Genomic DNA, 12,855 nt, shown 5'->3' on the forward strand with positions numbered 1-12,855 from the left:
GCGTCAAGACCGGAACTCTCAGAACGAATTGAAGATCAATGACTTACGGGAGGATGTTATGAATACAAGACCGGACCCAACCTTTTACCCATCTGCCAAGCTGGCGATGGAGGGCCCCACTGAGACGCTTGCTTTTACGCTGATGCTCAGCCCGGATTTTTCGCAACCTGACGGGCTGGCGGTTGTGAATGTCGATCCGACTTCCGACGACTATGGAAAAATCGTCCATCAGGTCATCATGCCGGAAAAAGGCGATGAGTTTCATCACTTTGGCTGGAATGCTTGCTCTTCGGCGCTTTCGCCGCTGACGGGGCACGCGTTTCTGGAACGGCGCTATCTGATCGTTCCGGGCATCCGCTCCAGCCGGATCTATGTCATCGATGTGAAGAACCCGCTTGAGGCCAAGATCCACAAGATCATCGAACCCGAAGAAGTCTTTGCAAAGACAGGGTATTCTCGCCCCCACACCATTCATTGCGGGCCCGAGGGTATCTATGTCAGCACCCTGGGCGGCGGCGGAGAGGACGGGACCGATGGCCCTCCGGGTATCTTCATCATGGATTGTGAAAGTTTCGAGATCATCGGCCGATATGAGATCGAACGCGGCGTGCAGGACAAGCACTATGATTTCTGGTGGAACCTGCCGCGTGACTACATGGTCAGTTCCGAATGGGGTCTTCCTCCGCAATTCGAGAACGGAATCGTGGCCGAGGATCTGCTGTCCAACAAATATGGTCACAGCATCCATTTCTGGAACCTGCGCAGCCGTACCAATATCCAAACCATTGATCTGGGCGAAAACCACCAGATGGCGTTGGAGATCCGGCCTGCGCATGATCCGGTCAAACAGTATGGGTTCTGCGGCGTCGTTGTGGACACAACCAACCTGCAAGGCGCGATCTTCACATGGTGGCGAAACGACGACGGCACGTTTGAGGCCAAGAAAACCATCACCATTGACCCGCAGCCGGCCGACCCGGATGACCTGCCAGACTTGCTGAAAGGCTTCTCGGCCGTTCCACCGCTTGTGACGGATATCGACCTGAGCCTCGACGACAAGTACCTCTATGTCGCTTGCTGGGGCACCGGAGAGATGCACCAATATGACGTCTCGGACCCGATGAACCCGACACTAGCGGGCAAGGTCGAAATTGGCGGGATCGTCAAAAAGACCAAACATCCAAACGGTCAGGACTTTGGCTATGGCCCGCAGATGGTTGAAATCAGCCGCGACGGCAAGCGGGTCTACTGGACAAACTCGCTCTATTCCACGTGGGACGACCAATTCTATCCCGGCGAACGCGGCGCAGCCATGGTCAAGGCAGATGTCGGCGAGAACGGCGGCCTGACCTTGGATCCTAAGTTCTGGGTCGAGTTCCCCGAAGGCTATCGCAGCCACCAGATCCGGCTAGAGGGCGGAGACTGTTCGACAGACAGTTTCTGCTACCCCTCGGTCTGAGTTGGAATTTCTGATGACATCAACGGCTGGCCTCTGGCTGGCCGTTGTTCTCAGCGGTGCCTATCACGGGCTGAATCCCGGCATGGGCTGGCCGCTTGCTGTCTCCTCCGCGTTAATGGAGCAGCGCCAATCGGCCCTCTGGCGCGCCTTGGCGGCGCTTGCGGGCGGTCATTTCCTGGCGATGCTGGGTGTCCTGTTGCCATTTGCAATGATGGCTGTGTTGATCGACTACCAACGCGAAATCCGCATTGGAGCCGCGCTGATCGTCATTGCGATGGGGCTTTATATTGCTGTCACACGCAACCACCCCCGGTTTTTGTCGCGCGTGCCGCCCAGCAAACTCGCGCTTTGGTCCTTTTTGGTCGCGCTCGCCCATGGCGCGGCCTTGATGCTTGTTCCGATCTATCTGGGTCTATGCAATTTGGATGAGCTGGATGCCGGGCATCAAGCCATCTCTCAGATTATGACAACAAACACCCTGCTGGTTCTGGCCGTGGCAGCACTGCATACGGCGGCAATGATCCTAGGAGGCGGTCTTCTGGCCTATGGCGTATATCGCTGGCTTGGGCTGCAATTCCTCTCACGCACCTGGTTCAATCTGGAACTAATCTGGGCACTCAGCCTGATTTTGGTCGGCGTGCTGGGGCTTTGGTCCGCAATATAGTCGCCGCGTGAACACCTTGCACATGTTCCGAAAAACCGCTTTGTCCTGCTGTGAACGAAGTTAGGAGTTTTCGAAGTGTCCCAGAACACGCGCCCCACTGAAATGCTGCGCCAAGGCAAGGATGCCGAATGGCAGGCCGCTACCACCCATGCCTTCACGCGCGAGTTGTCAGACGGTACCCTGCCCGAGGACAAGATGCGCTGGTATCTGCAACAGGACTATCAGTTCGTCGACGGCTTCGTCCGCCTTCTGGCCAGCGCCATCGCACACGCGCCCACCCTGGGCGACAGCGTTCCCGCCGCGCAGTTTCTTGCGGTGATTACTGGGCCTGAAAACACCTATTTCCTGCGCTCGCTCGAAGCGTTGGGCACCCAACCCAGCACCGACCCTGCCCCCGCCACCAAGGCGTTTCAGGACCTGATGGCCGAGGCCGCAGCCTCGGGCCGGTATGAGAACATGCTTGCGGTGCTAGTTGTTGCCGAATGGGTCTATCTCAGCTGGGCCAGCCCGGAAAATCCGCCGAAACCCGACCTACCCTTCTGGTTCGCGGAATGGATCACGCTACATGCCGGAGAAGGCTTTGAAAGCGTGGTCGAGTATCTGCGCGGGCAGCTCGACAAGACGTGGCCCGCCTTGACGCCTGACGCGCAAGCCGAGGTGACAAGGCTGTTCCACCGGGCGGTCGAGCTGGAGAAAGACTTCTTTGACGCCGCCTATGCGGTGTAACCGGATAAAGGCACGATCATGGTACATATCCTCAACGTCATCGCGGCCCTGCTGACCATCGGCTTTGGCCTGTTCGGCTTTCTCGCGCCTTTGCACACCGCGACGGCGCTGGATCTGGCCCCGACCAACAGCACCATGGGTCTGAGCGAGATGCGTGCCTCGGTCGGAGGGCTGTTTGTGGTCACCGGCATCGCCGTGATCTGGCTCAACCACCCCATGGCATACGCCATGTTGGGCGTCGCCTACGCTGGGGCGGCTTTGGGGCGGTTTGTGTCGGTGCTGCTAGACAATCCACCGCTTGCTAAGGCCATGATTTTCGGGGGAATTGAACTGATCCTGGCCGTCTGGCTGATCGCCGCAAATCTGAACCGCACCCCGTGATTTACAGTGCTCTAAGGGCATTTCCGGGTTTGCATCCCGAAATCTCCTCACCTATATAAGTTCTGTCCTTCGGGACTATGGACATAAACGCGCTCGTAATAAGCGGATCGGACCCGGGGGCGGTACCCGGCGGCTCCACCAAACATCCTTCGTTTGAGGATTTTGGGGCCGAAATAGGATCGACGAACGTCTAAAGGGGTTAGCTTTGTCTCGGCTGTCTGCCACCGTTATCGGCGAAACTAGTACAATTGCAAACGACAATCGTGCTCCGGTTGCAGTTGCTGCGTAAGCAGTAACAAGACCGAAACTTAAGCCCTTGCGCCTAGCCGCGTAAGGCGGGGTTCGCAGGTACCTGGCAACAGAAACCTGCATTTCCCCTACCTTATGTCTGCGTTTATTTCGGCTCAGATTCAGAGTTTATTCATCTCTTTTGTCCAAAGTCATCCCAGACAGACAGGAGGGCCGGGATGACCCACTCAGATATCTTGAAAGCGTGGTATTCGGAAGTTTGGGAACAAGGGAATACCGATGCAATTGATCAGTACTTTGCGCCGGAAACCATGGCCGAGGGGCTGATCCCCGAAATGCAGGTTGGGGCCGATGATTTTCGCGATCTTGTGATGGCCTTCCGGCATATTCTGGGTGAAATCTCGGTCGAGCTGCCAAAGATCATCGAAAACGGGGATTGGGTGTCCGCCATTCTGCACGTCAAAACCTTCCGCGCCGACAACGGTGCCCCGCTGGAGGTGACGGGCCAGGTCATGGCCCGCTTCAAAGGCGAAAAGATGGTCGAGGCCTACAACCAGTTCGATTTCATATCGTTTTTTGAACAACTTGGTCAGTTTCCGCAGGATACCCTGCCCGTCTGCATGACCGGTCAGCGACTGGATTGGAGCTGAACACCCAAGCCGCCTTGACCCCCAAGTTTCTGACGCGATAGCTAAGGCCATACGTGCCGCGCGCATTCGGCGCACGGCCGCCATTGCGGGGAAATGGGTCATGCTTCGTGATCGAAAAAACCAGCTGTCCGAGCGCATTTTGACCGTTGGGCTAACGTGACATGACGCCTTCAGTGCGCGACCTTGTTCTGGTCTTCGGCAGAATTGGCCTTTTGTCCTTCGGCGGCCCTGCGGCGCAGATATCCTTGATGCATCAGGAGTTGGTAGACCGTCGCGCCTGGTTGTCCGAGGAAACCTATTTGCGCGCTCTTTCCCTATGCATGTTGCTGCCGGGGCCAGAGGCGATGCAGCTGGCCACTTATGCGGGCTGGCGTCTTCGGGGCGTGACCGGAGGGTTGATTGCAGGCACCCTGTTCGTTCTGCCGGGTGCCGTTGTGATCGCTGCGCTGGTTCTGCTTTATGCGAGCTTCGGCACCCTGCCCCTTGTGCAAGCCGGTTTTCTGGGGATCAAGGCCACGGTCATCGTGATCGTTCTTCAAGCGCTCCTGAAGCTGTCACGAAAGGCATTGACCGACACGGAACACCGCCTCATCGCGGGGATCGGGTTCCTGGGTATCTTCCTGTTCAACCTGCCCTTTCCACTGATCATTCTGGCCGCCGCGCTATGGGGCTATGTGTCTTTCAAAGGACCCGTTGCGCAGCAAGACACCTCCCCACGCGCAAGTTTTTCCCGCACCCTACGCACGGTTGCCATTTGGGTGCCGCTCTGGCTCGGACCATTGGTCCTCCTGTCCCTGTCCGGTCATCAATTGCTCAGCGACTTGGGATGGTTCTTCGCCCGTCTGGCCGTGGTGACCTTTGGCGGGGCCTACGCTGTTTTGGCCTACATGACACAGACAGTGGTCGATCAATATCAATGGATCAGCACCGGCCAGATGATCGACGCGCTGGGCCTTGCGGAAACCACCCCCGGGCCGTTGATTCTGGTCACGCAATTCGTCGCGATGCTGACCGGACAAATCAACGGAGGTGTCTCGCTGGCCTTCGCCGCAGGTGCGGTTGCGCTATGGGCGACGTTCGTTCCGTGTTTCCTTTGGATCTTTCTGGCCGCTCCGTATTTGGACAAACTGGCAACCCGCCCTCGGCTCTCTGCCGCTTTGCATGGCATCACGGCAGCCGTCGTAGGTGTGATTCTCAACCTCTCCGTGTGGTTCGCCTTGAACGTTCTATTCGGTGCGCTCACGCAATACAGTTGGGGGCCTGTCTCGATACCTCTGCCTGGGTGGGACTCGCTAAACCTCACTGCGGTTGCGCTCACTATCGCCGCTGGGGTATTGATTTTTCGAGCAAAATTAGGGATGGCAACGGTTCTGGCACTGATGGCCGTCGCGGGCATCGCTATCCAGTTATTCTGATCAATCCGGCGATACCCGCCCTTTCGTTTCCAGCCAAAACGCCTATGCTGGAGGCAACCACTTTCGAGGATGACACATGTCGCAAGACATCGACTATGGAAACCTGATGCACACCGCCATGCGCGGGCTGATCAAAACCGTTCTGACCGGTGTCTCTGAAACCGGCCTGCCAGGCGCGCACCATTTCTTCATCACGTTCGATACCCGCGAGGACGGCGTCGACATCGCGGACTGGCTGCGTGACCGCTATCCCGAAGAGATGACGATCGTGATGCAACATTGGTTCGAAAACCTCGAGGTCGGCGAAAACGGCTTTGCGATTACGTTGAACTTCGGGGATGCGCCGGAACCGCTCTACATCCCCTACACGGCTATTAAAACCTTCGTGGATCCGTCCGTCGAATTCGGCCTGCGCTTTGAAGGACCCGAGGATGACGACGCGGAAGAGGAATTCGTAGAAGAGATAATCGAGGTTGAAGAACCCGAGGTTCACCACGACGCCGACGTCGTCTCATTGGACAGCTTCCGCAAGTAGTCCATCAAACCCCGCGCCCGTCGCGGGGTTTATTGTTTTTGCAAAAAGGTCTCGACCGCGCGGGATTTGTCTCCGTTGATGAAGCGCGAGAACGACAGATTCAGCCCGCCCTCGGCCAGGGTTCGATCATATTGCTGCAACTCGTAGCCGCCCTGCGCATCAATAAACAGGGAAAACACGGTCATCGTGTCCCCTTCAATCCGGCCCCAGACAAAGGGTTCTCCTTTCATTGGGTCCAGAGGCACCTCATGGCCGAACACATTCCGTTGCATGGCTGCCGAAAACACATCGGGCCGGTCCGAGGGCACAAAGTCGACCGAGAATTTCTGTTGCTTGACCCGCCCGTCCAGCTTGTAGGTCGTTGTGGTCCAGCTGACATTGAACCCGTGGCGGGTCTCATGGATCGAAACGCTCATATCCCGAGGCGTCGCAGTTCCATCTACGTCGACAACATTGGCGGATCCGGTGTAGTCCCCGACGAAGGGCGTGATACTGGATGCGTTTGCCAGCGTGCCCAGCAGGACCAGCCCCATGGCCAACAGCATGGTTTTCAACGGGATCATCCGAGCTGAGATTGGCATTTCATCCTCCACGATGGCCACACATATATTGTAGCTCAGCGGCAGGCGCGCACAATGGGGCTCGTGCGCGCGATTAGAACAATTTCACCCGCCTTGCGCCTATACCTTGGGTTTTGTTGAGTTTAAGCTGCGCGCAACTGGCCGATTGCGTTGCGGCGCGGCCTTGGCTAAACGGCATACAACTGCATACCAGACGGAGTACCCGATGTCTCAGACCCGCACCGAATCCGACAGCTTTGGCCCGCTCGAGGTTCCCGCTGACAAGTACTGGGGGGCGCAGACGCAGCGCTCGATTATGAACTTCCCCATCGGTTGGGAGAAGCAGCCCGTAGCCATCGTGCGCGCTCTAGGCGTGATCAAAAAAGCCTGCGCAATGGAGAACAAAGCGACCGGCAATCTGGACGCCAAAATCGCGGACGCGATAATTCAGGCCGCTGGTGAGGTGACTGAGGGCAAATTCGACGACAATTTCCCTCTGGTCGTATGGCAGACCGGCTCGGGCACACAGTCCAACATGAACTCGAATGAAGTGATCGCAAACCGCGCGATCGAGATTCTGGGCGGCGTCATCGGCTCGAAAGACCCGGTTCACCCCAATGATCACTGCAACATGGGCCAATCGTCGAACGACACATTCCCGACCGCCATGCACATCGCAACTGCGGTCAGCGTGCGCGACGTGCTGCTGCCCGGTCTTACCAAATTTGCCGAAACGCTTGAGAAAAAGGCGGCTGAATTTGCGGGCATCATCAAGATCGGACGCACTCATACGCAGGATGCGACTCCCCTGACACTGGAACAGGAATTCGGAGCTTACGCCCATCAGATCCGTCAGGGCATTACCCGCGTTGAGGCTGCAATGCCCGGTATTTACGAGCTGGCGCAGGGTGGTACCGCCGTTGGAACTGGGTTGAACACCCATGGTGGATGGGACGAAGCCGTCGCAGCTAACATGGCTGAAATTACTGGCCTGCCCTTTGTAACCGCTCCGAACAAATTTGAAGCCCTAGCCGCGCATGACGCCATGGTCTTCTTGTCGGGTGCATTGGCGACCATCGCCGGGTCTTGCTACAAGATTGCTAACGACATTCGCTTGCTAGGCTCAGGCCCCCGCTCGGGTCTGGGCGAGCTAATTCTGCCTGAAAACGAGCCAGGGTCTTCCATTATGCCTGGTAAAGTGAACCCGACACAGGCCGAAGCCCTCACTCAGGTGGCCGCACATGTCATGGGCAATGATGCTGCGATTAAGTTCGCGGGCTCCCAGGGTCATTTCCAGCTGAATGTCTATAACCCTATGATGTCCTACAACCTTCTGCAGTCGATCCAACTGCTGGGCGATGCCACCGACAGCTTTACTGAACGGATGCTGTCGGGCATTCAAGCCAACGAACCGCGCATCGACAAGCTGATGAAGGAATCGCTGATGCTGGTGACCGCTCTGGCCCCGACCATAGGCTATGACAACGCCACCACAGTTGCCAAAACGGCGCACAAAAACGGAACAACCCTAAAGGAAGAGGCCATCGCGCTGGGCTTTGTCGATGAAGAAACCTTTGACGCGGTTGTGCGCCCCGAACAGATGATCGGCCCGAAAGACTGATGGGTAAGCCGGTCAACTTGAACCGGTATCGGAAAGAGAAAGCGCGGGCCGAAAAAAAGGCCCGCGCGGATCAAAATGCGGTCGCCTTCGGGCGCAGCAAGGCCGAAAAACAGCTCGTGAAGCTGCAAAAAGACAAGCAGAACCGCGATCTGGACAATCACGAGCTGGATGAATGAGCGGCCCTCCGGTCAAACGCTCTCTGACCCTAAAGGGGCACCGGACGTCAGTCTCGCTTGAGGATGAATTCTGGCGTGCGTTTCGCGACATCGCCGAAGAAAAACAACAACCCATCAACGCTTTGGCGGCAGATATTGATGTTGCACGCGACCCTGAAACAGGGTTGGCATCGGCCATTCGTGTTTTTGTTCTGAACTGGTACCGCGACAAGCTTTGACGCTTGTCAGAGCCTCAGCTATGAGTGTAGTTTGGATGAGAACAAAATAGGTACATTCATGAGCAAAACAATTTTGGGTCCTGATGGCCTCGCCCGATGCGCATGGTGTCAAGCGGCGCCTGAGTTCTTCGACTATCATGACACGGAATGGGGTTACCCGGTGTCCGATGATCGACGATTGTTCGAAAAACTGTGTCTTGAAAGCTTTCAGTCCGGCCTCAGCTGGCGCACGATCCTGAACAAGCGCGAGAATTTTCGTCGGGCCTTTTGTGACTTTGATTTCAACAAGATGGCGGAGTTTTCTGATGCCGATATCGAACGCCTTCTGCAAGATGCCGGTATCATCCGCCATCGCGGCAAGATCGAAGCCGTGATCAACAACGCCCGCCGCGCGCAGGAGTTGGTGGCGCAGGAGGGCTCCCTCGCGGCGTATGTCTGGCGGTATGAACCGACCTCACCGCCAGTGCCACAGACCGCCAGCACCTCAGCCGAGTCGGTGGCGATGTCGAAAGACCTGAAGAAGCGGGGATGGAAGTTTGTCGGCCCCACCACCGTTTTTGCCTTCATGCAGGCGATGGGGCTGATCAATGATCACGCGATAGGCTGCGTCAGCCGTGAGAAAGCGGCGCAGATGCGCCGCGATTTCGTCAAACCGGTTTAGGCGTCACGCGGACGCTTTGAAGATCTTGTCGATATTGCTGCCGAGGGCGGCGTTGAATTCGGCATCCGATTGCTGTTTCGAAAGCCCCTCGGTCAGCGCGCGCGAGAAAGACGCGATCATCTTGCCGTTCTGCCCCAGCAGATCACAGGCCTGCTCGGTCGAGTAACCACCCGACAGGGCCACTACGCGCAGAACACGCGGGTGATCGGCCACTTCGTCAAAGAGGTTCGCGACGCTTGGGATGGTCAGCTTCAGCATGACCTCCTGCCCTTCGGCCAGTTGGTCGAGGTTTTTCAGGATTTCGGCTTTCAGGATGTCCTCGGCCTCGGCTTTGGTTTCCGAGTTGATGTTCACCTCAGGCTCGACAATCGGCACCATGCCAGCGTCGGTTACAACGCGAGCCACGTCGAATTGCTGGGCAACAACGGCGGCGATACCTTCGGCGTTGGCTTCATGAATGACCGAGCGTTCCTTGGTGCCAAACACGCCTTCCGTTTGGGCCAATGTCTCGGCCAGCCCCGGGATGGGCTTCATCATCTGCACACCGTTTGCAGTATCTTCCAGACCCTTGTCGATTTTCAGGAACGGCACGATCCCTTTGACGGACCACAGGTAATCGGCCACCTTGCGGCCGTCGATCTCTTCGCCAAGGGTGCGTTCGAACAGGATCGCGCCGATCACTTTGTCCTTGGTGAAGTCATCCGCCAGGATGATCCGCGCGCGCATGTTCTGGATTTCGCCGAACATCTCCTCTTCCGAGGCGTATTGCGCAGCATCCACACCGTAGAGTGCCAGAGCTTTCGGGGTTGATCCGCCGCTTTGATCCAGTGCTGCAATAAAGCCTGCTCCGTTTGACATCTGCGCGCGCTGTTCTGCTTTGGACATAGTATTTTCCCGTTCAAGACTGATTCCGATTTCCTTCATCGCATACAGCACAGTTATGGGTGATGGTAGTTTGTTAGCGCTCAACCACGCGCAACCATATGCCATCCCGCGATCTGACCGTCAGATGAGCCACCGGAACAGGCGTTTTGTCCGGGATTGTTTCGAATCTGAAATGGCGCAGCAATGTGGACAGGATCAAAGGTCCCTCCACCATCGCAAACCCGGCCCCGGGACAGACGCGAGGGCCTGTCGAGAACGGAATATAGGCCTCACGCAGACAGGTTTTGCCGTTTTCCGTACCCCAACGAATGGGATCGAAGTCATCCGGGTTGTCCCACAGCCGCTCTTGCCGATGCAGATGCCAGGGGCTGATCACAATCTGCGACCCTTTTGGAATGTCTCTGTTGCGAAACCTATCGGGGCAACTGGCCTGCCGGACCATCATGGGCACCGGCGGATAGAGCCGGAGCGACTCACGGAACACGTCGCGGCTGAGTTTCAGCTTGGACATAACCGCGAAAGAGCGATCCTCAAGCGCCTGCGCTTCCGAGGCCAGTTTCTCCTGCCACTCGGGATAGAGCGCCATCAGGTAGAGCGTCCAGGCCAGGGCCGAGGCGCTGGTTTCGTGTCCGGCCAGAAAAAAGATCGATACCTGATCGACCATCTCCTCCGGATCAAAACACTTGCCGGTTTCCGGGTCCGGTGTCTTCATGATCTTTGTTGCCAGATCATTGGGCGCGCGATCCGCAGCAATCGCGGCAGCCCGATCTTTCGTCAGTTTGGCAATAAGGGCGCGGATCTCTCGCGCGGCTCCACGCGTCTTTCGCGAATGAAACCGGGGCAACCAGCGCGGGAGCGGCACGAAGGCGGCGAGGTTCAACAAGGGCTGCTCGCGCTGATACGCTCGGAACCTGTCGAATACCTGCGCGGCAATGTCGTGTTCGATAGGCACGGAAAACAGGGTTCGGAAAATCACATCAGCGGCGGCATGGCTGGTGACCTGTTCGCACTCGGCTTTCGTTCCCGCCAAAGGGCGCAGCCGATCCACACAAGCGTCAGCGGCGGCGAGCATGGCAGGGAACGTATCCTTCAGCCGACCGCCCTCAAAAGCAGGGTCAATGATACGACGCTGGTGCTTCCACATCGCGCCGTTGGTCAGAAACACGGACTCCCCCAGCAACGGCCGCAACCCTTCGCTGATGCGGTTGGATTTCGGAAAATCATCCGGACGTTTCTTGAGGACCTCATCCACCAAATCCGGCTGATTGATCATGTAGGACCGGAAAAACGGCGTGCGAAACTCGGCCATCCACGCGCGATAGAGGCGTTGAGGCTGCGCCGACAACAGGTCCTGCCGAAACAATTTTAGATAGCGCCAGAGAGAGACTCGATCCGGGCGAGACTGCGGCTTGGGCGGCTTCATCGGCTCGTATCCGTGTATTTGGAAACCGGCGTCTCAATCCGGCTGTTCGACGGCGCGCGGTCTTTGAACCGTTCTGCCAATGTCAGAGGTCCCGCAGTGATGCGAAAATAGTCATAGGTTCCCGGTCGATCAAAGGCGCAGAGGTATTGAAAATGCAGCCGAAAGAACCTCCACCGCAGGGCTTTCCACCGCTCGGGCGACAGCGTCTGGGTAAAGGCGGCGGACAGGACCAAAGGCCATTTCTTGTCGGGACCCGCGACACCGCTAACGGCGACCGGATCACATAGGGCGAAAGAACAGCCATCCCCCGGTGCTGAGACATCCACCCATGTCAAAGTCGCTTGCGTAGACAGGAATTGAAGGTCCGACCTGAGTTTCTGTGCCTTGGGCAGGAACGAGACCATCGGCACCACTTGCCCGAGTGTCAGAAACGACAGTGCTGGCCGTCTCAAATCTGACGCCTGTCTGCGCAGAACATCCGCCAGAACCGAAACGCCAAGATACGCGCCCGAGCTATGGCCGACGACCAGAACCTCGTCCACATCAGTCTTTAGCGCGGCCTGGATCAAATCCGCGAACTCATCCAGGCGGTGCAGCAGTTTATCCGGCATCTCCCCCCGCAATTGCGCCGAGTATGCGTAATCATGCATCAGGTAGTAGGCGAAAAGCCGATTGTCGATTTTGCGGAACCAGCGCAGCAAACCATAGGCCAAAGCCAAACCCGGCAGCAGCCCCCACCATCCAGCCAGAGTGACCGCAAGGAACACGACGAAAACGGCGGCGATAAGTTGCAGCATCAGCATCCCCACCGGATAGAGCGCAGCAATTACCGGGCCCTTCGTTAGTTGCCGCAGCCTCTTCAACGTTCCCGTTGAGATATAGGTCCACGCCGTCTGACCAAGCTGCCGGTAGGTCGCCAGAATCGAGCCCGACATGCTGTCCTGCACGATATCGGACCAAACCAGAACCTCGATATCTGTTTGAACCTCAATCCCATCCTGAACGGACGAAACATGCCAGCCAAATGGGCCATTGCCCGTCTTTGGCGCAAGCGCAACCTGATATCCCGTGATCTCAGCCTGCGCCTTCGACTCGGTCCGGTACAGCTCGCGGTAGCGCCGCGCGGGGATCGGGTCGTAGCCGGGAATGTAAAACACATGCCGCCTGCGCAGCTGTGGCTGATTTGTCTGACTGCTCATGGCCTTACCTTCTGCTGCGCAGGTTAACGCAGC

At 57.4% G+C, this 12,855-nt stretch carries 15 protein-coding genes and 1 other RNA gene; 12 read left to right on the plus strand and 4 right to left on the minus strand.

What is annotated here, in order from left to right:
• The first annotated feature begins 58 nt into the window (after positions 1–58).
• From ACR0I8_RS01225 to ACR0I8_RS01260, 8 genes are all read left to right on the plus strand, one after another.
• Positions 59–1,459 (plus strand): selenium-binding protein SBP56-related protein, encoded by a 1,401-nt coding sequence (locus tag ACR0I8_RS01225; RefSeq protein WP_170688702.1) that lies wholly within the window; start codon positions 59–61, stop codon positions 1,457–1,459.
• 13 nt (positions 1,460–1,472) lie between these two features.
• Positions 1,473–2,123, plus strand: a complete 651-nt coding sequence (locus tag ACR0I8_RS01230; RefSeq protein WP_170373782.1) for a hypothetical protein — start codon at positions 1,473–1,475, stop codon at positions 2,121–2,123.
• A gap of 75 nt (positions 2,124–2,198) precedes the next feature.
• Entirely contained in the window at positions 2,199–2,849 is a 651-nt protein-coding gene (locus ACR0I8_RS01235; RefSeq protein ID WP_480702653.1) for a TenA family protein, read from the plus strand.
• Positions 2,850–2,867: 18 nt separating this feature from the next.
• On the plus strand, positions 2,868–3,230 hold the full coding sequence (locus ACR0I8_RS01240) for a DUF4345 family protein (protein WP_170458314.1): 363 nt from the start codon (positions 2,868–2,870) through the stop codon (positions 3,228–3,230).
• A 25-nt stretch (positions 3,231–3,255) separates the two neighbouring features.
• Positions 3,256–3,603: a transfer-messenger RNA gene (gene ssrA / locus ACR0I8_RS01245) on the plus strand.
• A gap of 94 nt (positions 3,604–3,697) precedes the next feature.
• Positions 3,698–4,129: an ester cyclase gene (locus ACR0I8_RS01250; RefSeq protein ID WP_170688703.1), complete on the plus strand. Its 432-nt coding sequence runs from the start codon at positions 3,698–3,700 to the stop codon at positions 4,127–4,129.
• Positions 4,130–4,290: 161 nt separating this feature from the next.
• On the plus strand, positions 4,291–5,544 hold the full coding sequence (gene chrA / locus ACR0I8_RS01255) for a chromate efflux transporter (protein ID WP_170688704.1): 1,254 nt from the start codon (positions 4,291–4,293) through the stop codon (positions 5,542–5,544).
• Between the two features lie 76 nt (positions 5,545–5,620).
• Positions 5,621–6,079, plus strand: coding sequence for a ClpXP protease specificity-enhancing factor SspB (locus tag ACR0I8_RS01260; RefSeq protein WP_170373786.1), 459 nt, complete (start codon positions 5,621–5,623; stop codon positions 6,077–6,079).
• Positions 6,080–6,108: 29 nt separating this feature from the next.
• Here the strand turns inward: ACR0I8_RS01260 and ACR0I8_RS01265 are convergent, their stop codons facing one another.
• Entirely contained in the window at positions 6,109–6,624 is a 516-nt protein-coding gene (locus tag ACR0I8_RS01265; RefSeq protein ID WP_425083199.1) for a hypothetical protein, read from the minus strand.
• A 241-nt stretch (positions 6,625–6,865) separates the two neighbouring features.
• On the opposite strand from ACR0I8_RS01265, the gene fumC reads away from it, so the two are divergent.
• The 4 genes from fumC to ACR0I8_RS01285 are packed head-to-tail and all read left to right on the plus strand — an operon-like array spanning position 6,866 to position 9,315.
• Positions 6,866–8,260, plus strand: a complete 1,395-nt coding sequence (fumC, locus tag ACR0I8_RS01270) for a class II fumarate hydratase (protein WP_170688705.1) — start codon at positions 6,866–6,868, stop codon at positions 8,258–8,260.
• A complete protein-coding gene (locus ACR0I8_RS01275; protein WP_170688706.1) occupies positions 8,260–8,436 on the plus strand; it encodes a DUF4169 family protein in 177 nt (58 codons plus the stop codon). The genes fumC and ACR0I8_RS01275 overlap by 1 nt, the downstream gene beginning before the upstream one ends.
• Complete coding sequence (locus tag ACR0I8_RS01280; RefSeq protein WP_170466824.1) at positions 8,433–8,654, plus strand: ribbon-helix-helix domain-containing protein; 222 nt, start codon at positions 8,433–8,435, stop codon at positions 8,652–8,654. The genes ACR0I8_RS01275 and ACR0I8_RS01280 overlap by 4 nt, the downstream gene beginning before the upstream one ends.
• 58 nt (positions 8,655–8,712) lie before the next feature.
• On the plus strand, positions 8,713–9,315 hold the full coding sequence (locus ACR0I8_RS01285) for a DNA-3-methyladenine glycosylase I (protein WP_170688707.1): 603 nt from the start codon (positions 8,713–8,715) through the stop codon (positions 9,313–9,315).
• A 3-nt stretch (positions 9,316–9,318) separates the two neighbouring features.
• Here the strand turns inward: ACR0I8_RS01285 and ACR0I8_RS01290 are convergent, their stop codons facing one another.
• The 3 genes from ACR0I8_RS01290 to ACR0I8_RS01300 all read right to left on the minus strand — a co-directional run bounded on the left by ACR0I8_RS01290 (position 9,319) and on the right by ACR0I8_RS01300 (position 12,822).
• A complete protein-coding gene (locus ACR0I8_RS01290; protein WP_170548543.1) occupies positions 9,319–10,200 on the minus strand; it encodes a fructose bisphosphate aldolase in 882 nt (293 codons plus the stop codon).
• A gap of 73 nt (positions 10,201–10,273) precedes the next feature.
• Positions 10,274–11,623 carry a cytochrome P450 gene (locus tag ACR0I8_RS01295; protein ID WP_170688708.1) on the minus strand — a complete coding sequence of 450 codons (1,350 nt, stop codon included), beginning with the start codon at positions 11,621–11,623 and terminating at the stop codon, positions 10,274–10,276.
• Positions 11,620–12,822: a hypothetical protein gene (locus tag ACR0I8_RS01300; protein ID WP_480702656.1), complete on the minus strand. Its 1,203-nt coding sequence runs from the start codon at positions 12,820–12,822 to the stop codon at positions 11,620–11,622. Before ACR0I8_RS01300 ends, ACR0I8_RS01295 begins: the two co-directional genes overlap by 4 nt.
• Positions 12,823–12,855: the final 33 nt, after the last annotated feature.

The sequence above is a fragment of the Ruegeria sp. BG9 genome (genome assembly GCF_056538305.1).

Coding starts and splice junctions, on each gene's coding strand:
- ACR0I8_RS01225 (WP_170688702.1), top strand. CDS start 59: ATGAATACAAGACCGGACCCAACCTTTTACCCATCTGCCAAGCTGGCG.
- ACR0I8_RS01230 (WP_170373782.1), top strand. CDS start 1,473: ATGACATCAACGGCTGGCCTCTGGCTGGCCGTTGTTCTCAGCGGTGCC.
- ACR0I8_RS01240 (WP_170458314.1), top strand. CDS start 2,868: ATGGTACATATCCTCAACGTCATCGCGGCCCTGCTGACCATCGGCTTT.
- ACR0I8_RS01250 (WP_170688703.1), top strand. CDS start 3,698: ATGACCCACTCAGATATCTTGAAAGCGTGGTATTCGGAAGTTTGGGAA.
- chrA (WP_170688704.1), top strand. CDS start 4,291: ATGACGCCTTCAGTGCGCGACCTTGTTCTGGTCTTCGGCAGAATTGGC.
- ACR0I8_RS01260 (WP_170373786.1), top strand. CDS start 5,621: ATGTCGCAAGACATCGACTATGGAAACCTGATGCACACCGCCATGCGC.
- ACR0I8_RS01265 (WP_425083199.1), bottom strand. CDS start 6,624: ATGCTGTTGGCCATGGGGCTGGTCCTGCTGGGCACGCTGGCAAACGCA.
- fumC (WP_170688705.1), top strand. CDS start 6,866: ATGTCTCAGACCCGCACCGAATCCGACAGCTTTGGCCCGCTCGAGGTT.
- ACR0I8_RS01275 (WP_170688706.1), top strand. CDS start 8,260: ATGGGTAAGCCGGTCAACTTGAACCGGTATCGGAAAGAGAAAGCGCGG.
- ACR0I8_RS01280 (WP_170466824.1), top strand. CDS start 8,433: ATGAGCGGCCCTCCGGTCAAACGCTCTCTGACCCTAAAGGGGCACCGG.
- ACR0I8_RS01285 (WP_170688707.1), top strand. CDS start 8,713: ATGAGCAAAACAATTTTGGGTCCTGATGGCCTCGCCCGATGCGCATGG.
- ACR0I8_RS01290 (WP_170548543.1), bottom strand. CDS start 10,200: ATGTCCAAAGCAGAACAGCGCGCGCAGATGTCAAACGGAGCAGGCTTT.
- ACR0I8_RS01295 (WP_170688708.1), bottom strand. CDS start 11,623: ATGAAGCCGCCCAAGCCGCAGTCTCGCCCGGATCGAGTCTCTCTCTGG.
- ACR0I8_RS01300 (WP_480702656.1), bottom strand. CDS start 12,822: ATGAGCAGTCAGACAAATCAGCCACAGCTGCGCAGGCGGCATGTGTTT.